Source organism: Candidatus Aenigmatarchaeota archaeon (assembly GCA_016932615.1).
In the GTDB taxonomy this organism is placed as follows: Archaea; Aenigmatarchaeota; Aenigmatarchaeia; order QMZS01; family QMZS01; genus JAFGCN01.
On record JAFGCN010000025.1, the window covers coordinates 15,574 to 33,344 of the forward strand.

Below are 17,771 nucleotides of genomic sequence, written 5' to 3' on the forward strand. Positions count from 1 at the left end.
TTGTATTCCTGATGGATTTTCGGAGAGCTTGGCACTGTGCGTATTTATATGAGCTTCTAATGATTATGCGGGTGGTGATAATTGGCGGAGGGACCGCAGGCACCGAGACCGCATTTCAGCTAAGAAAGAAGGATAAGGAATGCGAGATACTTGTGCTTGAGGGTGGCAAAAACACACTTTACTCTCCATGTTCGCTGCCATATGTGATTTCGGGCGAAATTTCCCATTTTGATAGCGCATTTGTGTTTGAAGAGAGAGATTACAAAACAAATGGCATTATTCTTATTCTCGGCGCAAAAGTCGAGAAAATCGACCGAAAATCCAAAAAGGCAATTTACCGTTTCGGAAGCGAAATGAAGGAAATTTTCTACGACCTGCTTGTGATAGCTACAGGGAGCATTTCAAGAGTGCCTCAGATAAACGGTCTTTCCGGACTTAAATACCATACGCTTAAGACGGTGGAAGACGCCCAAGGCATTAAGTCCGAGATTTTGCCAGGCAAAAAAGCCCTGATAATCGGGGCGGGCTATGTGGGGACGGAACTTGCATATGCCCTGAATGAAGCAGGGGTTAACGTGAGCCTTGCAGAGGCCGGAGAGCGGGTTCTTGCCAACTCTTTTGACCGGCAGATTGGGCGGAAAGTGGAGGAGAAGCTTAGGGAAAGGGGCATTACTGTTCTTACGGGATGTGCGATTGGAGAAATTTCAGAGGGAAAGGCCGTTGCCGGAGACAAGACTATAGATTTCGACTTCCTGGTTGTTTCGGGGGGTGCTTGCGCAAACATAACACTTGCAAGGGAATGCGGGCTTGAAGTTGGAAGCGGCATAAAAGTAAATGAGAATATGCAGACAACCGATGAAAATATTTTTGCCTGTGGAGACTGCGTGGAGTGCAAAAGCTTTGTGACTGGAAAGCAAATAATGAGCCAGCTCGGAAGCACTGCTGTGAGGCAGGCGGCAGCTGTCGCGGAAAACCTGCTGGGCGGCGATGAACGTTTTGGCAGCGTGCTCAATGCCAGTGTTTCGAAGTTGGGGGAGCTTGCTCTTGGCTCGACGGGCTTGACAGAGGGCCGGGCAAAAGCGGAAGGCATAAGGGCGGTTTCTGCAACTTTTGGGGGCTCATCAAGGGCAGAGTATTATCCAGGAGGAAAACCCATTACAATAACTCTGGTGGCGGATGCTGAAGGCAAACTTATCGGCGCGCAAGTTGCAGGCTGCGAGGAGGTGTTGGGAAGAATTAATCAGCTTTCGCTTGCTATTTCTCAAAAGATAGGCCTAAAAGAGCTTTCCCGGTCAGAATTTGCCTATAATCCCTGCCTTTCTCCTATCCATGACCCTGTCGAAGTCTGTGCCCAACTTTGCGAGAAGAAAAGGCAGATTCTGCCTGAAAAATGAAAGAAAATTTTTGAAAGGAGCTTGCGCCATTTCCGCAGAAATGAGTGCCCAAATCTTCTGCGAAGCTTCCAGCTTGAACCTCACTTTCTGAAATTGAAGTTTATGGGCGGGGTGAGACCTGTGTTCTTCGCTGTCGCTCGAACAAGGCCTAAAACTGCTTTGTAGTTTCAGGTTTGAGAGGTTATTCCAAAACACAATTTAAAAATTATGGACGAGGTGGGATTTGAAGTCGTGGAAGCCTTTCATCCTAGCCAAAATTCAAAGTAGAATCCTGCGAAGCAGGAAACTGCTTTCTTTTGGTCCTGGAGCTTTTCTTTTGCAAAGAAAAGCTTCACCCACGGCCTCCCCCATGCCAAGGGGGTATTCTACCGGGCTGAACTACTCGCCCATAACATAGATAAAATAAAGCTAATATGTGAGTTATTTTTAGCCCAATTATCCTTTTTCGGTGTGCTCCTCTTTGTGTGGCAGGTGGTTTAAATCCCCCTCGCTTTCCGGCTCTTTAAGGTACTCCTGGCGGTACATCCTGAACATCAAAAGGATGTATGAAAGAAGCAGCGGCCCGATTACGACGCCCATGAGACCGAATACCGGAATTCCAGCAAGGACGCCTATAAGGGAAACCACTGGGTGGATATTGCCCATCTGCTGCTGAAGAGGCGGCCTGATTACGCTGTCGGAAATGGTCATTACGATTCCAACTATAAAGAATACCCCCGCCACCAGGTAATCTCCCTGAAGGGCTTTTATTATCAAAACCGGAAGCCATATCAGGTGGGGACCAAGAAGGGGAAGGAATGAGAATATCGCCCCCAAAAATCCCCAGAAGAGGGCGCCTGGAAGACCGAAGTACCAGAAACAAAGCCAGATTAGGGCGCCCTGGAAGATTGCAATTATTCCTGAGACTACAATGGTTGTGTTGGTCACTTTTTCAAATTCCACTATCAGCTCGTTTGTGTGGCGCTTGTTGAATGGGCTTAATGAATAAAATTTTCTTCTGAAGCTGTCTTCTGAAGTAAGAAGGTAATAGAGAAGGAAATACATCAGGGTGATGTTTATTACTATGTTTGCCATACTGTTTGCGGTCTTGAAGATTATTCCGCCCAGGGCCGACTTTATATTTTTGACTTCCTGGCGAAGGTTGTCCTCAATTTCAAGGTCTGGGGCCAGGGTATCTATGGTTGTAATGGCTTCCCCAACAAAACCGCTGTTTGAGAGAACCTGATTTATCTGGGAATATGCGGTGCTGACCAAAAAAATGGAGGGAAGCAGCACTACGGCAAGCGAAAGGATTATGACAATTATCCCGGCAATCACCTGGGGCAAACGATGCTTTCCGCTGATCCGCCTGTAGACCGGGCGAAATATAACATACATTATAAGCGCGCCAAAAACGCCGGCCATATAAGGAAGCATGGCATAGATAAGGATGCCAATAAGGGAGACGATAAGTACTGAAGCAAGAGTTCGCTTGAGGCGAATTTCTTCATCCATAATGAGTATAATTTAGGTTACTTAAAGTATGGTTTCCTGCTATGAAAGGATTGATTTTGATGCCGAAAAGGCCCGGCTTGGGCTTGGTTCCATAGTGCCAGACTGGCATCTTAAGGGCTTGACCCCTATTGGAGGTGAATGGATTATCCTTTCAGATACCCTCGCCCTCAGAGAGTTTATGCCTCCGGAACAGTCGCAGTTGTGGGGGGTTTCGTACTATGGCGTTATATTGGACGGACCTACTGAATCGCATTTTGACATTGGCGGCCAAACTGATTATGTCCATGTTAAAAATGGCCTTGGGAGGATAAAAATGTCTCCTCTTGAAGACCCGTGGAACCTCCAAACCCTGTGGCTCTACCCCGGAAAAGCACTAAAACTGCCTGAAGATACGATCAGAACGTACAGGCCTTACCAAAATTCACTGGTGCTGGAGATACTTACCTGCCCCGCATTCGAAGCGGATAGGGAGGTAGGGCTATCTTACTTTCCAAGAGGGCTAAATGCTTCTTTTTAAAGTTAAGTGCGAGTTAATAAAATGGGAGCACCACATGGACCGAGGAGGGGTTCGACGCAATTTTGGCCAAGAGTAAGAGCCAGAAGGATTTACCCCCGAATTTCAACCTGGTCCGGGTCCGGCCTTCAGGGCTTTGCCGCCTACAAGGTAGGAATGGTGCAGTATTCGGCCAATGAAACCCGAAAGAACGTAAATTATGGAAAAGACATCGTAAAGCCGGCAACGGTTCTTGAGATACCACCGGTTTACCCAATTGCAATTACATTCTACCGAAAAGGCGTCAGGGGCAAGCGAAAGGTAGGCACCCTTTTTGATGTCAAAGCCCTTCCAAAGGAGCTTAAAAAGGACCTTAAGAGGCAATTTAGCTACAAGAAGGAAGATGGCGGGAAAGTGCCCGAATCTTATGATGAAATCCGGCTACAGGTCTCGATGTTTCCAAGGAAAATTGGGCTCAAGAAAACTCCGGAAATATTTGAGGTTGGAACAGATTTTGATTTGGAAAAAGCAAAAGCAGCGCTTGGTAAGGAGCTTAAGATTGGCGAGGCCTTTGCGGAAGGCGACTTTATAAATGTTACTGCAATAACTACCGGAAAGGGGACTGCCGGCCCTGTTAAGAGGTTTGGGGTAAAGAGAAGAAACCACCACTCCAAGAAGGGCCGAAGGAGGATTGGTACTATGGGTCCGACAACACCCAGGAAGGTTCTGAGAACGGTTCCCCGGGCAGGACAGCTTGGATTTGGAAAGAGGACCGAGATAAACAAGCTTATTTTGAAAATTTCAGATAAGCCCGAGGAAGTCAATCCCATGGCGGGCTTTACCGGTTATGGGATTGTAAAGGGCAGCTACCTTCTGGTAGACGGCTCAGTTCCAGGGCACAAGAACCGGCTGGTGGTGCTTAGAAAGCAGGCAAAGCCAAACAAGGCGCCACTTGCAGTTGCCGAGATTTTGAAGTAATTTTATTCCTTCAGATATCCTAAGTCTGCTATAACAAGCATTTAGATAAAAACTCCAAAATTAGTAAAATCAGATTTCGTTTTCCCCAACTTCTTCGGCAGGCGCCGCTTCCAGGCATCTCCAGTTGACTTCTGCGTTCAGCGTAAACTCATCAATCACGCAGGCGGGGTTGCAGCCCTCAAATGGCTCGTATGGCTCAAGGTCAATCCACCAGCTGTGTGTGAATTCATCATAAGTCACCTCGCCAGTCAATATTCCATTCATGGAGCAGATTGTGTTTTTGGCAGCTTCTATTGCTTCTTCAGGCGTCTGGACCTGGCTTACAGGTGTTTCAGCAACACTCTCAGTAATTGGGGTTTCTTCCGGAAGCGCAAGGTTTGAGCGAACGCAGTAGCCAAGCGCTTCCTGAATCTCCTCTGGCCTTACGCATGTGTAACCGTCGGGGCAGGTAAATCCGGCAATTCCGCCGCACTCGCAGAGGGCTTCACAGGCAAGCGCACATTCTATATCTTCCCTTCCCTGAGTTTCAAGTAGGCACCTGCTTCCGCACTCATTCCAGTTTCCGCCCCACACCTCGCAGGTTTCTTGGTTTAGGTAAGGGTCTTCAATTGGCGGGGGAGCAGGCATCGTGCCTTCAACGAATATTCTTCCATCGGGCGTCCGGCACTCTCTCTGTGGAAAGCTTTCAAGCAGGGTGTATCCTGCAGCAACACATTCATCGAAATTGTTTATGGCTGAAAGCTCGCCGTTGGATATCGATTTTGGCTCCTTAAGATAGCCAAAGGCCATCGTTACGGCGAGTATTCCTATCAAAGCCACCATCGCAATTCCAAATGAGTTGGCCAGGTCGATCTTTGGTTTCGCAGAAAATCTCTTTTTTGGCTTCATAATATATAGTCGGGTATAAAAAAGAAGGTGGTGATTATAACCCAGAATCCCATTGAATTAAAATTCTGGGTCGAAGTGTTTAGCGTACTTCAGGGTACAGTTTATGTATTCCGCCAAGGGGCAGATGTAGCATAATTCTCGAGGCATTATTTCCTGCCCGACTTTGTGCTTTTGGAATTTTTTCTTTGTGTTTTTTGAGAAAATCTGCTGCAGTTTCTATTTCCAGCCCCCTCCTGATTTTTGGGCTCTTGCTACCACGCAATGGAGTCATAATTCCAACCGTTGCATGTATTCCATTGCCATCCAAGTATCTTGCTGCAGAAATGGCATCTCGGATGGCGCTGCATTCTGTTCTCAATATTGTCGGTAGAATACTCTTACCTCTCTTGTTGAGTCCTATGGCAGCATATTCCGAGATATTTATACAGGCCTGTTCGTAGTCCGCTACGATTCCAGTAAGGCAGATATATCTTTACTCTCGAGCAGGCTACGGGGCGTGAAAAAAGGCGGGCGGCTGCCAAGGACAGGTTGCGTGAAGGTATATATCCTTGCCTCTGCCTTAGTTACTTCATTATCTTGGCAATAGCTCACAAAATCCTCTTTGCCGTGGGGCACACCGGTTATATGGTATCTCAGTGACATAATGATACCTCTCAAGCAATTATTGCACCAATCCACCCTTTTACGGCAAATGTCTGGTTTCCGACCACTTTGGCCCCTTGCAGCAACTACCCCGACCCCTTCTCATCTATTTCCTTTACCCCCGCAGTCTCACTCACTCCAAGTAACATTCCAATGTGTGAAAACCCAACTCTCACATTTTGTGTGTCTTCGTATTTTTCAAAAATATATGTCTTGAGCAATATGTTTTATGGTAAATATCCTAAAAAAAGTATTTCTTAGTTTATGTTGTTTCTTAGATATTTATAGAAAACATCCTATCGATTACACCCGGATTTGGCTCAGCTATAAACTCTCACATGTCTTACACTCGTATGATATTTATATTCTTGCAAACTATAAATATTTATATATATACCATATCATATTATGTGGAGCGAAAAAGAAGATACGGCACTAGCATTGTTCCTTAGAGAGAAGCCAGCAAAATTGATGCTTTCTCTTAAGGCAGCAGACAAGAAGCCAAAGTATGTAAACAGGATTTCAAAGGAGATTGACTGCACTTATTCGCACATTATCCGGCTTTTGGATAAGCTTCAGGAGCTTGACCTGGTTAAGTTCACTAAGGTCAAAAGGGTAAAGTATGTAGAGCTTACAGAGACAGGAAAGGACCTTGCTTTGGACCTCGAAAGCGTGGTCAGGCGCCTTTCAAAGATTCAGGAGCACGCGCCTGAAAGGGCACCAAAAACACCTGCAAAGGCCGAGTAGAAGCCACCATCCAACCGATTTTCTTAGCAAAGTTTCAGACTTTGGGCGGTCAGCATTTGACTTTCGAGAAATTCTTGAGTTTTTTGAATTTATCATTAAAGCCACTTTAAACCGCATATTGTCCATTATTAACCGACAAAATACCTCCCCCTTGCTATTTTGGACTCTTGTTCGTCCATAATCCCCCTTATTTACTAGGGATATATAAACGTCTGCTAATTGCCGACAGAATTCATTCAAAAAACAGGGCTATATATATGTATTGTCGGCATATAGTAAATTATGGAAGTCACGCCTTACCACAGCGAGAAAATCAACCTTGGGGAATTCAGCATATCTGATTTTGTTTCGGTTATCTTTCCGGGATCCCAGGCGAAGATGCGGGAGGCCGCCCAGATAATCCTGAGAGAGCTTCTTGAGGAGCAAAAGACCATCAGTGAGATTGTCGAGAAAAACAATCTTCCCCGGGGAACGGCCTACGATGCGGCAAATAAGCTCCAGCGGCTTGGTATTCTGGACAAGGAAGGAAAGTACGCGCCCATGAGAATTTCCTCTAAGTTTTCCCTGTCTTTAGAGCGTCTGGCGGTATGGTATCGGGCACAATTTAGTGTCAAAAAAAGGGGTTAAAACAGCGTTATAATTGTGTGTGGGTTTATAGTTGTTTTTTGTAACATTGTTCACATAATATCTTATCAAAAATATATCCAAACAGACACTATAAATAATGTATATTCTTAAGATATATGTATTCTAGTACAGTTGAATAATTTTTGTCATGATGCCACACCCCAATATTTTGTGAGTGTGAGAGGACATGGTTTTTGGAATTGTGTGGATTGTGTGTGCTGGCAGGGCAACAGTGATAAATGCCGGTTAATTTTGGCTCAATGTGGGCTTTTAAAGGGTTTTTGGTGCTAAAAGCATTTAAGCAAGAGTGAGAAAAGAGGCATATTCGGAAGTGGAAGTAATCTGTTGTTAGCAAAAAAGGAAAGAATCTGGAAAGGAGCCCTAAATTGTGAGACTTCTTCAAGGAAAAGCAACACTTCCTAAGAGGTCAGCTATTTTGAGAAGGCAACTCTTTCTGTAATGAAAGCGACAGAGAGAATCATGAAGCTCGCTATGACTGAAATTACCAGCCGCATCAGGTTTCCCTGAGCGGTAATGTAGGCAAAGGCATTTTCAAACATGATATATGTCGAGAAAGCCAGGGCGTAATAGGTCAGGTACTTGAAGATTTTTCTGTCTCTTCCTCCGACTATAAGGAGTTTTGCAGTTAGGAACGAAAGAACTGAGAATAAATAATATTCCAGCCCGGCATCAACAAATGCAACAGAAGACTTCAGTAAATCTGTCCCCGGAAGGAGGTTATTGTAGGTGTTATACCCCTGAAAGACGCCCACCATGAGAAAAACCGCCGCAAGAGAGTAGAGGAAGAATGATAGCCGACCCTGGGCTAAGGTTGCCTTGAGTTCCCTTACGAAACCCTCCATCATGTCCTCAAGCTGGAAGCCCTTGATTATGAGGTAAACCCCTGTCAGGCCAACTGTAAACCTCCAGGCGATGCTTCCGTAAATGGCGTAAGTGACCAGAACCAGCGCAGGCAAACCAAGCAGGACTCTCTTGTTGCGAGGTTCAGCAAGCAGTTCCTTGAAAAAAGTAAGCATTACGTAATAATCGCTCTCGAGCTTTACGCTTTGCCGGACGATTATACGCTTGACTGAAAGTATTGGCACTCTAGACTGGACAAGCGGCATTATGAACTCATCTTCAGCTCCGTCAGAAACGAATACAACTTTCGACGGCTTGCAGTTCATTATCACTTCCTCGAGCTGCTCGCCCAACACCATGTCTGAGGTGGTCCCCACGCGCCGGTCTCCGGTAATTGTTGCAATAACAACCTTGTGGCCCTGACGGTGCAGCTCATCATACTCTTTTACCGCCCCGAATATGCAGTTGGCATCACTTTCCCCGGGATCTGCAACGGCCAGCTTTTTCGCTGCTTCAAGGTTTTCCTCTTTGCCGATAACTGGACCGCTGATTCCTGTTTTCTCTCCCAGGTCATTGTCCCGGTCAATATTAAGCACGAGTATTCCTCCTTCAGAGCATCTTGGATAGCTTTCAGATTTTTTAGCCGTTCCTCTAGACAGATTGGTTTTTTTATTCATAACCATATTTGTATTGATATATATTGGCCGACTGGATTTTTTGCCTTTGATTTGCTTATTGGCAGTCTTTGCTAGAGTACTCTACGCAATCCCTGTCCCACCAGAACCTTTTTCTTTGCTTGGAAGATTCAGTTTCTGTTTCCAGATTTCCCTCCACCTTGCCCTTTCCTAATTCCATGTGGTAAGCCGGGTGGTCCATCTGCCACCAGTATTTTGTGGATTTTGGCTGTGACTCATACTCGTATCCGACAGGCGCCTTTCCGGACTTGTCAGAAAGAGTGACTTTCAGGCCATCCTCTTCAGAGTACCTGAAGCTTTTGGCTTCACTTGCACCCTTTCCCGATTTCTTGGATGAAACCTCTTCAGCACTTCCGGATTCAAGACCTTCTTCAGACTTTCTTACGGCCTTTTCCTTTTTGCTCTCTCTTTCCTTGTACTTTCTCCAAAGGTATCCCAGAAGAAGTGCCAAAAGGTACAGAAGGAGCAGTATGAAAAGTATCAGTGCAAGCCATACCAGCCAGGAGAAGTCCCCAAAGAAAGCGGCAAAGAATGCGCCTGTTGGAAATGTCCACCTGTCAGAAATGCTTAGCTCTGAGACCATGGTCTTCTCAGACAGCTTTGTTGTGGCGGTGATGCCGAAGTCGAACTTTCCGGTTGTCGAGCCAGGGTTTACGAACATCTGCACAGTTGCCTCCTCGTTTGGAGCAAGCGTGACTGTCTCAGGAAGGTCATACACCCAGTCCTTTATGTTCTCGGAGACTTCAAGCGTGAAAGTGTCCGTGACTTTCCCGGTGTTTCTCACCCTGAACTCGATTTTTGTGTCCTCTCTTGTGTAGAGCCGGTACTGCTTTTCAAGGTAGATTGCGAGGTGTCCGCTTTCCGGCTTTATCTGGAAAGTCTCGCTGGTCTCGTAGTTCTTGTTCCAGGCGGTTATTGTGAGGTCTTCTATGCCCTCTACTTCGTAGTTGAGGTCAAATGTCCTCTGGCTTCCCTTAAGAAGGGTAAAGCTGTTTGTAAACATAACATCAGAGTTCTCGATTTTCACCGTCACTCCATCCTCATAGTATTCACCGCAGTTCTCAACAACGATGCTGAGCTTTGCAGAGTCGCCTATCTTTACAGGCAGGTTCTTTACCGAGATATCCTTTATCCTCAGGCAGTGCTTGTCAGTGTAAGGCGAAGGTCCGTATGGCTCTCCTTCTTCATCTATATAGAAGGCCTTTGTACTGGTCGCAAGGTCAGAGTCTACAGTTGCCTCCACTTCAAGAGTGTGCTTTCCGGGGGAGTAGTCTTCGCTGTCAAATGAAAAGGCAACGACCTTTTCCTCTCCCTCGTAGTCGAACCTGACGGTTGCAGTCTTTTCGAGCGTGCTGTCCACCCTTATCCTTAGGTCAACCATCTCGTATGAGCCCTCTTTTTCAAGAAGTTTAAGCGTGACGCTTCCTCTTACCATCTCACCTATCACAGGCCTTTCGGGAACCATTTCAACCTCGGTTATATCTACCATCTCGCCCTCGGATTCTCCTTCCTCAAGCTCGAAGTTCAGGGTTTCGGTTTCACCGTCGTCGCAGTATACGCTTTTGCTCTCGCTCCTGTAGCCGCTCTGAGTCACCTTTACCGTGTGCTTTCCCTCATCGACATACAGGACCTTGTAATCGTAAGTTCCTTCATAGTCGCCGTCAAGGTAGATTCTTGCATCAAGCTCGTCTCCATCCTCATCCTCGACATAGACCTTTACCCTGCACTCGTCTTCATCCCCATTGTCCTCCTCTTCGAGAACGAATGTTTCCTTGATGTCCTCTCCGTTGCTGCAGTAAATGCTTTCGGTCTGGGTGTCGTAGCCGCTCTTGGTGGCCTTTATAGTGTGGTAGCCGTAATCGACATACAAGATCTTGTAATCATAGGTTCCCTCGTAATCTCCATCCAGGTAAATCTTTGCCTCAAGCTCGTCTCCATCCTCATCCTCGACATAGACCTTTACCTCGCAATCTTCTTCGTCTCCATTGCCGTCCTCCTTAAGAAGGAAGGTCTCAGTTATATCGTTTCCATTGCTGCAGTAGACTCCCCTGCTCTGGCCGTTGTATCCGCTCTTTGTGACCTTCACTGTGTGGTAGCCGTTGTCAAGCGTTATTGTGAGGTCGCTATCCTGGTCTTCAAAGTCCCCGTCAAGGTAGATGTTTGCGTCCAAGGCGTCACCGTCCTCTTCATCCCGGACCCTTACGGTAAGGTCGCAGGTGTCTTCATCTTCCTTGCACTCGTCTTTCTTTTCAAGGCAAAGCTCGACCACTGTCATGTAGTCTGTGTAAACTGCCACATTGTTCTTGTATTTTGGGTTGTAACAGTTGTTTATTGCTGAAACCTCGTAGCTTCCCTTTGGAAGCCCCGAGAAGTAAGCGTAACCGTACTCATTGGTTGTTCCCTGCTTGTTGATGCCGTTAATCACATCGACTTCTGCCCCTTCCATGGCAATTCCGGTCTTGCAGTCGCTGACGTGGACCTTAAGGTTTCCCTCAGTCTGCGTAAGGAAAAGCTCGACTACCTTGTGCTCGCCCCTGTCGCACTCGACAGTGGCAGAATCTTCCTTGTAGCCCTGCTTCTTTGCATAAACCCTGTGCTTTCCAGGTGAAATCTCTTCATAAAGGGCAACTCCGTCAAGCCCGGTAAGCTTCTTTTCATTGTCAAGCTCGACCATTGCCTCCTCAATAAGCACGCCTTGCTTGTCCTTTACCCTTACCTCAATTACGCACTTCTGCTTTGACAGGATAAGGTCAACGTTTATGGTCTCGTCAGTGAAGCACTCGACAACCTTGTAGTCAGTGTCGTACTGGCCGGACTTTGCTTCCACCCTGTGGCTTCCAGAGCCGATTTTGGTGGTGTAATAGCTTCCGTACTTTACGTAAGTCCCATCAAGGTATATGCTTGCTGACATTGGCAGCTTGTCCTCGCTGAAGACATTTGTGTTGAGCGTGCACTCGCACTCATTTTCATAGTTTATGGAGTCCTCGTCCCTTGCCCCGCAGTCTGCTATTGCTTCTACCCTTATTACCTGCTTTCCGCAAGGAAACTGCGCCTCAAGCTCGACATACTTGTAGTCCCCCGATTCAAGGGTCAGGGTTTTTGTGCCAAGCTTTTGGCTTCCCGCATAGAAATTCACGGTTATTGCCTCTTTGCTGTTTCCAGGGTTCTTTATTGTAGCGCCTATGATTTTTCCGTCAACCCTTACGTTATAGACTTCCACATCGCAGGTGATTTGCTTTCGAAGGTTCAGCACCACATTGAGGTTTTCGTTGGAGTGGCAGGTGACCGACTCTGAATCGGAATCGTACCCATCACGCCTTCCCTCAACAAGGTGGGTTCCCACATTTACCGTAGTGCTCAGCCAGCTTGAATAGCCCTCATACTGGCCGCCAACATAGACATTTGCGCTGAGAGGGCCATCATTGTCCTCCCTTACGCTTATGCTTAGAGGGCAGTTGCATGGCTTCTGGTAAGTTGTGCTTCCTTCGTCCCTTGAGCCGCAGTCGGCAATTGCCTCCACCCTCACATTATGGCTTCCGCATGGGAAGTTATAGTTCTGGTACACATTAGCTGTAGCCCCGGGGCTAATGGTGGTGGAAGTAGTGCCAACTCTGGTATTTCCGACATAGAAGTTTACAGTAATGGTTTCCTGGGAGTTTCCGGTGTTCTCGATAATGGCAGTTATCTGGTTGTCTCTTGCCTCAACGCCCCGGACATCGACCCCACATACAATACATCTGTCAAGGCACATATAGATGTGGTGTGTCTGGCTGCAGGCAACATAGGTTGTAACCGTTTTGGAGTGGTATCCTGTTCTTGAAGCGGTAATGTCGTACCTTTCCGTTCCACCAGGCTCCAAAACAAGAGCGTGGAAATAAGCAACTCCCGCTGAATTGGTAGTTGCAGTCCTATACACCTCGCCGTTAGCGACGACGTTTGCGCCGGACAGGGCCTCGCCTGTTGCGCAGTCAGTAACGTGAACATAAAGATTTGCCCACTGGGTAGCCTCGGTTGGGCAAAAAGCAAAGAGCAAACACACTATTCCAAGAATTATCAACCCCACCGACTTTTTGTTTGCTTCCATATTCTTTGTAACCATACAGTAATGATAACATCTAAAATATATATACTTTTCTGTACTGGAAACTATATGATACAGGAGATAAAAGTAATTACTTTATAGTTACAAATCTTTTTAGTTGACTGTGGCTGGCATAGCTTGGCTGTCCATTGGGAATTACCAACTCTACTCTATCCCTCACTCCAGGAATGAAACCTTCAAACGTATAGGAGGGGTAACATCCGCAGTCCAGTTCGTGAGTAACCCTGCAAGGATTTTTCCCCACAAGAATTGTTGCTTCCGTCACCGGTGTCATGCAATAATTAACCACGTTCTGATCTACAACAGTGACATCGCCTTTAGCCCCAAAAAGCAGGTAGTTTAAGAGGCCTGGAAACGGCTCAAGAAGCTCATCCAAGGAATAGTTCGTGGCTGTTTTTCGCACCATGTATTATTATAGGTATTTATTACTTCAAAGAGTCGCCATTGTAAAGTATTTAAAGATTCCATACAGTTCATTATTATACGGTGAAAACTATGGACAACGGAAAAGATAGAGGAGACTGGAAGGAAAACCTTTCGGCAGAAGCAGAACAGTCATTGAACCTTCTTTTGGAAGCAACCCGAAAGCACAGGTGCGCCTACAAAAGCGCTGAGAACATCCAGATCGCGCAGGTCTGGTGCGCTCTCGTCGAACAGATGAGAATGGTAGACAAGCTTGAGCAGAGAGTTGCCTACATCGAGAGGATTCTTGACAGCATGTTCAAGGGGCACACAAACGAGAGAGAAGCCCTTCTTAAGGGACTTACAAGGTTCTAATTCCAATTGATTTTTGGGTTTTTCTATAATTTTTAAGCTTTATGAGTGGAGATTATGAGACCATCCAAGAGAGTATCTGCCAAGAAACCAGGCACATCTGGCTCTGAGGACGGGTTTGTTACCCGAATGTTGGACACAATCTTCATGAAGAAACCGCCTCCGCCACCACCCCGGCTGGGACAGAATCCACCCGCGTACCCGGCACCACTTTCAGAAAAACTGAAAATTTGCTCAAAAGTTGACCTTGTTACCCATTCACACAGGCCGGACAGGGATGGGTTGGAAGGATTATGGCACAAGGATCCAGAGCTTAGGAAACATAATCGGTCGGTTCTTGAGGATACGGTTAATTATTCTTACATTCCAAGAGACATTACTATTAGCCGGAGCGGGTGCTGTAGCACTTATATTGTGAATGACTTTAATCCAAACCATATTTGCGACTGCGATATTTGCGCTCCTAAAAGATTAGAGCCTCAATATGTGATACGAAAGTACTATGACTGGCTTCGCCTTCAGTCTGAACAAGAGCTTGGAAAGCAGGAGCTAATCTTAGTCCGAGTTAAAAGGTCAAACCCGCCCAAGGATAGGGAGATATACACCTATGGAAATGTGCTGGAAGGCAATGTTCTCTATGACTCTGAAACTGGATGGTGTATCATAGACCCCGAAACGGAGGAAATGTGCCAGGTAAAAATTTATCCCTGGAAGGGGAACCGTTATAAGCCCACAACGCAAAACGGCAGCGATAGAGGAAAAGTTTTTGAGCTGGAGCGTGACGGCAAGACAGTTTCAGAAGCCGTTTATGATGCCCATCTTGAGGAATTGAGCCTAGGCATGTTTAACCTGCCTTATACCTACCGGGACTTTGCATATACCTTTGCAATGGCCACCCAGGGGCTTGGTGGCGGCAATAGCCTTCCATTTGACTTGTCAAATTATAGTTATTTTTAAGCCGATACAGTGCCCTCTGTTCGACAAATATCGTCCCGAAAAAGTAGCGTATAAATACTTTTAGGTTATTCAATTATGACTAAAGGAAGCGTTGCTGCACTGCTTGGATGTCGAGGTTTGGATCTAGATAGATTATATGAGCACTTGGATGGTTCAAACGAGTTGCCGGTTCAAGAACGACCGTTCGATTTTTCTCACTCACATACGCAGGTTATTTTAGATTTGCCTGGGGGTGAAGCAAGGCCTTGCTATATGGAACCCTATGAAAAGGGGATGCGACTAGTGCTTGGGCCGGTTTTTAGAAACTCCTATGAGGCCCTAAAGGTATATACATTAAATACCTCTCCAGCCCTAGCTAATAAGGTCTACTCTTAAACAGCTCTTTGACAGAGTTCTTAGACTTTCTGTTTTGAAACTATTTTGTTGGGTTTTAATTATGGCCTGGAATGCCCAGTTGTCCAAAGAACTCAGGGAACTTGACCTCGCTTTGAGAACCCAAATTCTTTCTGGAGAGTTGAGCCGCCTTACAGTTCTAAAGCTGCAGGCAGAACGAAAGTATAAGGCAAAAGCGAGCAGAATGCTTGAACAATACTCGAAACTTCATGACCTCCTGCACTTTTTTAACAGCCGCAGGGTAGACCTGGCTCTGGCTTTTGCTTTCATCTCCCTTTTGAGCATGATGAATGCCTATATGCCGCAGATTGGCCTTGGCGGCTGGCTTACTCCCTTATGGCTCTTCCTTGTTGCCCTTTGCGCACTCGGATTCCTAATTCTAGTGCTGGCTTTCTTCCTTGAGCCCACCCTTGAGTTTAGCATGCCTGGAAAGCTTAAGCAGCTTTTCGAAATTCCAGACGGAAACTTCGATAATATGAGCCACGACCAGCGCCTGGAGCTTCTTGCCCGCCTTGAGGTGCTGGGTTCACTTATTGGCATGGATTATGAGAGGATGAAGCTTGAGGTTGGGAGGGATATGAAAAAACTGGCTGAAAGGACGTCTAGTAATATCTTGGATGAGCGGTGGACATAGATACTACTAAAGAATATTTAAATATAAGTAGTAAATGGGAGAAATTGGATTTGAACTATTGGACAAAAATCTTCCCACGAGATATCACTATTTTCCAGAGATCTTTAATTATGGAAAGACACCGTTCACTATAGGATATGGTCACGAGCGCCAACCTTTTTATATCGAAGGAGGTATTTTGCATGTTGGTCCACGTAGCTCAGAGTCTGAGTTTTGGTCAAATCGAACCTCTGGTCTTTGTGACGAGGTCGAAAGAAGGGTAATGGCTCTCAAATCAGAAGGGAGTTTATGACTGTTCTATCCCTCCAGGACTTCTGTTTAATTAATAATTTCCTAATTATATTTAGGTTGACGACCACAGCGGAGGGGGTACACCTGTTCCCATACCGAACACAGAAGTTAAGTCCTCTGTCGGTCTCGAAGAGTACTGCTCAATAGGCGGAAAATTCAGGCTGTCGCCAACCACCAATTAAAAATTTCCTTGAAATTCGGATTGATTGGGACCCTCCCTTGAATAAAAATATGAAAATATGCGCCACCCAAAATTCCTTCAAAGCCCGACAAAAGAAAGTACGTAGGGCAGCACCATAAGGACGATTGTAGTCACAATAAAGCCAAATGAGGCGATTTTTATCTTGGCCATGAGAAGCGAATCGGACATTATGAAGACTGAAAGCACTATCCAGAAGAGAAGTCCCAGGACGAGCGCAGCCAACTGCTGGCCGGCAATTCTCATGGAAAGAAGCGGCAGGTACATTGTAACCATTGGCGCAAGAAAGGGTGAGATAAAAGACGTCGCAAGGTTTGCGGCTACTGCCAGGATTACCGCGTGCTTGAGCTCGAGGTTATGCTCTATTATTTCGCTTGAAATCATTATCACCAGCGCAGCCACAACTGAAGCAATCAGGGGGCCAATTAGCATGGATAAGAGGTCCATAATCTATGCTGGCATTAAAATATAGTTTTGCTACACGTATGCAATAAGTCCCTCTGTTCCCCTCCTGCCACTTTCCAATGCGGCATCCGAAAAAATACAGAGCGCTCTTTGAACGGGTTCAACTAGATAGCTTGATTCGCCGACACGTTCCTTTGATATGTCTAAAGCCAGGTCTGGCAGTTCGGGAGTCTTTTCCCCAACTCTTTTGTACAACTCGCTAAATGTCCTCATAGGATCGCCCAGGTCTATTCTTGTAATGGCCTTATAGAGATCCCAATCAGTAGGCCATCCCTTCAGCGATTTTTTTGGCAATCTGTCGTAAAGCTCAAGCATGCCCTCTTTAACAGAAGGTTGCAATTCTTCCGGTATCCGCATCACCCCAAAAATTGCTTGCACGGGATCTAAGGCGAAATCATCCGAACCATCGTCTGAATCTTGTCTCAAACCCGTGCCAGGCGGCATTCTCTCTTTTGGCGCCCTGCTAAGGTCTGGAGAGCTGGGTCTCAACACATCAGTTTTGAATGGAAACGGGTTATATCTATCTAACATAATATATCACCCACAAATAATTAATAGATTCTTCTGACATCTTACCATAACATAACATCTGCAAATTTGGAATATTTAAGCATCACTTCTCAACCTTGGGTGCGGATTTCTTTCCCTCTGGTTTCTTGGCGGGCTTTTCCTTTTCTGTTGGCTTCTCCACTTTCTCCACCCCGGTCTTTCCCTCCTTTGCCAGCCGCTTTTTCTTTCTCTCCAGGGACTTAAGCCGCCTCTTGTCATCAGTAAAAAGCGAAAGTATCTGCAGGTTGCACGCCTGGAAGGGAATCTGGACTTCACGCCCATCTGCTTTTTTAACCTTTATGTCTTCAAGATACACCTTGAGCCCAATGTGGTCAACCCTGGAGACTTTTGAAAGCTTTCCCTTGTGGCTGCCTTTCATTACCTTTACTTTGTCTCCAAGCCGCACAGGCATTGCACGGGTTTCGTATTTCTGGCTGAGTTCATTCGAAAGGGCAGTTCTTAAAAGCCGCTCTCTAAGGTGTAAAGGGGCAAATCTCCTTGCTTTTCTCTGGTTTCTTGGCTTTGTGCTCGAAAACCAACTCCTGCTGCATTTGTGTACCATTCTTTAAATAGATTAAAAATTAATAA

17 protein-coding genes, 1 tRNA gene and 1 rRNA gene are annotated in these 17,771 nt (G+C 46.1%); 10 read left to right on the top strand and 9 right to left on the bottom strand.

Going from position 1 to position 17,771, the window contains the following annotated elements:
* The first annotated feature begins 65 nt into the window (after positions 1-65).
* Entirely contained in the window at positions 66-1,394 is a 1,329-nt protein-coding gene (locus JW727_05755; GenBank protein ID MBN2095529.1) for an FAD-dependent oxidoreductase, read from the top strand.
* A 208-nt stretch (positions 1,395-1,602) separates the two neighbouring features.
* On the opposite strand, the gene JW727_05760 is transcribed toward JW727_05755, so the two are convergent.
* Both JW727_05760 and JW727_05765 read right to left on the bottom strand, forming a co-directional pair.
* Positions 1,603-1,782, bottom strand: a tRNA-Ala gene (locus tag JW727_05760).
* Positions 1,783-1,829: 47 nt separating this feature from the next.
* Positions 1,830-2,888 carry an AI-2E family transporter gene (locus JW727_05765; protein MBN2095530.1) on the bottom strand — a complete coding sequence of 353 codons (1,059 nt, stop codon included), beginning with the start codon at positions 2,886-2,888 and terminating at the stop codon, positions 1,830-1,832.
* A 28-nt stretch (positions 2,889-2,916) separates the two neighbouring features.
* Here JW727_05765 and JW727_05770 point away from each other — a divergent pair, with 28 nt between their 5' ends.
* On the top strand, positions 2,917-3,405 hold the full coding sequence (locus JW727_05770; protein MBN2095531.1) for a hypothetical protein: 489 nt from the start codon (positions 2,917-2,919) through the stop codon (positions 3,403-3,405).
* 21 nt (positions 3,406-3,426) lie between these two features.
* The gene (gene rplC, locus JW727_05775) at positions 3,427-4,359 is read left to right on the top strand and encodes a 50S ribosomal protein L3 (protein MBN2095532.1); all 933 of its coding nucleotides are present in this window, start codon (positions 3,427-3,429) and stop codon (positions 4,357-4,359) included.
* Positions 4,360-4,428: 69 nt separating this feature from the next.
* Here the strand turns inward: rplC and JW727_05780 are convergent, their stop codons facing one another.
* A complete protein-coding gene (locus JW727_05780) occupies positions 4,429-5,247 on the bottom strand; it encodes a hypothetical protein (protein MBN2095533.1) in 819 nt (272 codons plus the stop codon).
* A gap of 1,050 nt (positions 5,248-6,297) precedes the next feature.
* Here JW727_05780 and JW727_05785 point away from each other — a divergent pair.
* Both JW727_05785 and JW727_05790 read left to right on the top strand, forming a co-directional pair.
* Positions 6,298-6,636, top strand: a complete 339-nt coding sequence (locus tag JW727_05785; GenBank protein MBN2095534.1) for a winged helix DNA-binding protein — start codon at positions 6,298-6,300, stop codon at positions 6,634-6,636.
* A gap of 282 nt (positions 6,637-6,918) precedes the next feature.
* Positions 6,919-7,263, top strand: a complete 345-nt coding sequence (locus tag JW727_05790) for a hypothetical protein (GenBank protein MBN2095535.1) — start codon at positions 6,919-6,921, stop codon at positions 7,261-7,263.
* Positions 7,264-7,694: 431 nt separating this feature from the next.
* On the opposite strand, the gene JW727_05795 is transcribed toward JW727_05790, so the two are convergent.
* The 3 genes from JW727_05795 to JW727_05805 all read right to left on the bottom strand — a co-directional run bounded on the left by JW727_05795 (position 7,695) and on the right by JW727_05805 (position 13,327).
* A complete protein-coding gene (locus JW727_05795) occupies positions 7,695-8,801 on the bottom strand; it encodes a DUF373 family protein (protein ID MBN2095536.1) in 1,107 nt (368 codons plus the stop codon).
* A 55-nt stretch (positions 8,802-8,856) separates the two neighbouring features.
* Positions 8,857-12,903: a PEGA domain-containing protein gene (locus JW727_05800; protein ID MBN2095537.1), complete on the bottom strand. Its 4,047-nt coding sequence runs from the start codon at positions 12,901-12,903 to the stop codon at positions 8,857-8,859.
* 88 nt (positions 12,904-12,991) lie between these two features.
* A complete protein-coding gene (locus JW727_05805) occupies positions 12,992-13,327 on the bottom strand; it encodes a hypothetical protein (GenBank protein MBN2095538.1) in 336 nt (111 codons plus the stop codon).
* 89 nt (positions 13,328-13,416) lie between these two features.
* Between JW727_05805 and JW727_05810 the strand changes: the two genes are divergently transcribed.
* The 5 genes from JW727_05810 to rrf all read left to right on the top strand — a co-directional run bounded on the left by JW727_05810 (position 13,417) and on the right by rrf (position 16,143).
* A complete protein-coding gene (locus tag JW727_05810) occupies positions 13,417-13,698 on the top strand; it encodes a hypothetical protein (protein ID MBN2095539.1) in 282 nt (93 codons plus the stop codon).
* A gap of 54 nt (positions 13,699-13,752) precedes the next feature.
* Positions 13,753-14,652: a hypothetical protein gene (locus JW727_05815; protein ID MBN2095540.1), complete on the top strand. Its 900-nt coding sequence runs from the start codon at positions 13,753-13,755 to the stop codon at positions 14,650-14,652.
* Positions 14,653-14,727: 75 nt separating this feature from the next.
* Positions 14,728-15,027 carry a hypothetical protein gene (locus JW727_05820; GenBank protein ID MBN2095541.1) on the top strand — a complete coding sequence of 100 codons (300 nt, stop codon included), beginning with the start codon at positions 14,728-14,730 and terminating at the stop codon, positions 15,025-15,027.
* Between the two features lie 61 nt (positions 15,028-15,088).
* Positions 15,089-15,679: a hypothetical protein gene (locus tag JW727_05825; protein ID MBN2095542.1), complete on the top strand. Its 591-nt coding sequence runs from the start codon at positions 15,089-15,091 to the stop codon at positions 15,677-15,679.
* Between the two features lie 347 nt (positions 15,680-16,026).
* Positions 16,027-16,143, top strand: a 5S ribosomal RNA gene (rrf, locus tag JW727_05830).
* 86 nt (positions 16,144-16,229) lie between these two features.
* Here the strand turns inward: rrf and JW727_05835 are convergent.
* From JW727_05835 to JW727_05845, 3 genes are all read right to left on the bottom strand, one after another.
* A complete protein-coding gene (locus JW727_05835) occupies positions 16,230-16,616 on the bottom strand; it encodes a hypothetical protein (GenBank protein MBN2095543.1) in 387 nt (128 codons plus the stop codon).
* A 30-nt stretch (positions 16,617-16,646) separates the two neighbouring features.
* A complete protein-coding gene (locus JW727_05840; protein MBN2095544.1) occupies positions 16,647-17,165 on the bottom strand; it encodes a hypothetical protein in 519 nt (172 codons plus the stop codon).
* An 82-nt stretch (positions 17,166-17,247) separates the two neighbouring features.
* Positions 17,248-17,745 carry a 50S ribosomal protein L24 gene (locus JW727_05845; GenBank protein ID MBN2095545.1) on the bottom strand — a complete coding sequence of 166 codons (498 nt, stop codon included), beginning with the start codon at positions 17,743-17,745 and terminating at the stop codon, positions 17,248-17,250.
* Positions 17,746-17,771 lie beyond the last annotated feature (26 nt).

Coding starts and splice junctions, on each gene's coding strand:
- JW727_05790 (MBN2095535.1), top strand. CDS start 6,919: ATGGAAGTCACGCCTTACCACAGCGAGAAAATCAACCTTGGGGAATTC.
- JW727_05835 (MBN2095543.1), bottom strand. CDS start 16,616: ATGGACCTCTTATCCATGCTAATTGGCCCCCTGATTGCTTCAGTTGTG.
- JW727_05785 (MBN2095534.1), top strand. CDS start 6,298: ATGTGGAGCGAAAAAGAAGATACGGCACTAGCATTGTTCCTTAGAGAG.
- JW727_05780 (MBN2095533.1), bottom strand. CDS start 5,247: ATGAAGCCAAAAAAGAGATTTTCTGCGAAACCAAAGATCGACCTGGCC.
- JW727_05845 (MBN2095545.1), bottom strand. CDS start 17,745: ATGGTACACAAATGCAGCAGGAGTTGGTTTTCGAGCACAAAGCCAAGA.
- JW727_05795 (MBN2095536.1), bottom strand. CDS start 8,801: ATGAATAAAAAAACCAATCTGTCTAGAGGAACGGCTAAAAAATCTGAA.
- JW727_05770 (MBN2095531.1), top strand. CDS start 2,917: ATGGTTTCCTGCTATGAAAGGATTGATTTTGATGCCGAAAAGGCCCGG.
- rplC (MBN2095532.1), top strand. CDS start 3,427: ATGGGAGCACCACATGGACCGAGGAGGGGTTCGACGCAATTTTGGCCA.
- JW727_05765 (MBN2095530.1), bottom strand. CDS start 2,888: ATGGATGAAGAAATTCGCCTCAAGCGAACTCTTGCTTCAGTACTTATC.
- JW727_05805 (MBN2095538.1), bottom strand. CDS start 13,327: ATGGTGCGAAAAACAGCCACGAACTATTCCTTGGATGAGCTTCTTGAG.
- JW727_05840 (MBN2095544.1), bottom strand. CDS start 17,165: ATGTTAGATAGATATAACCCGTTTCCATTCAAAACTGATGTGTTGAGA.
- JW727_05815 (MBN2095540.1), top strand. CDS start 13,753: ATGAGACCATCCAAGAGAGTATCTGCCAAGAAACCAGGCACATCTGGC.
- JW727_05810 (MBN2095539.1), top strand. CDS start 13,417: ATGGACAACGGAAAAGATAGAGGAGACTGGAAGGAAAACCTTTCGGCA.
- JW727_05755 (MBN2095529.1), top strand. CDS start 66: ATGCGGGTGGTGATAATTGGCGGAGGGACCGCAGGCACCGAGACCGCA.
- JW727_05800 (MBN2095537.1), bottom strand. CDS start 12,903: ATGGAAGCAAACAAAAAGTCGGTGGGGTTGATAATTCTTGGAATAGTG.
- JW727_05820 (MBN2095541.1), top strand. CDS start 14,728: ATGACTAAAGGAAGCGTTGCTGCACTGCTTGGATGTCGAGGTTTGGAT.
- JW727_05825 (MBN2095542.1), top strand. CDS start 15,089: ATGGCCTGGAATGCCCAGTTGTCCAAAGAACTCAGGGAACTTGACCTC.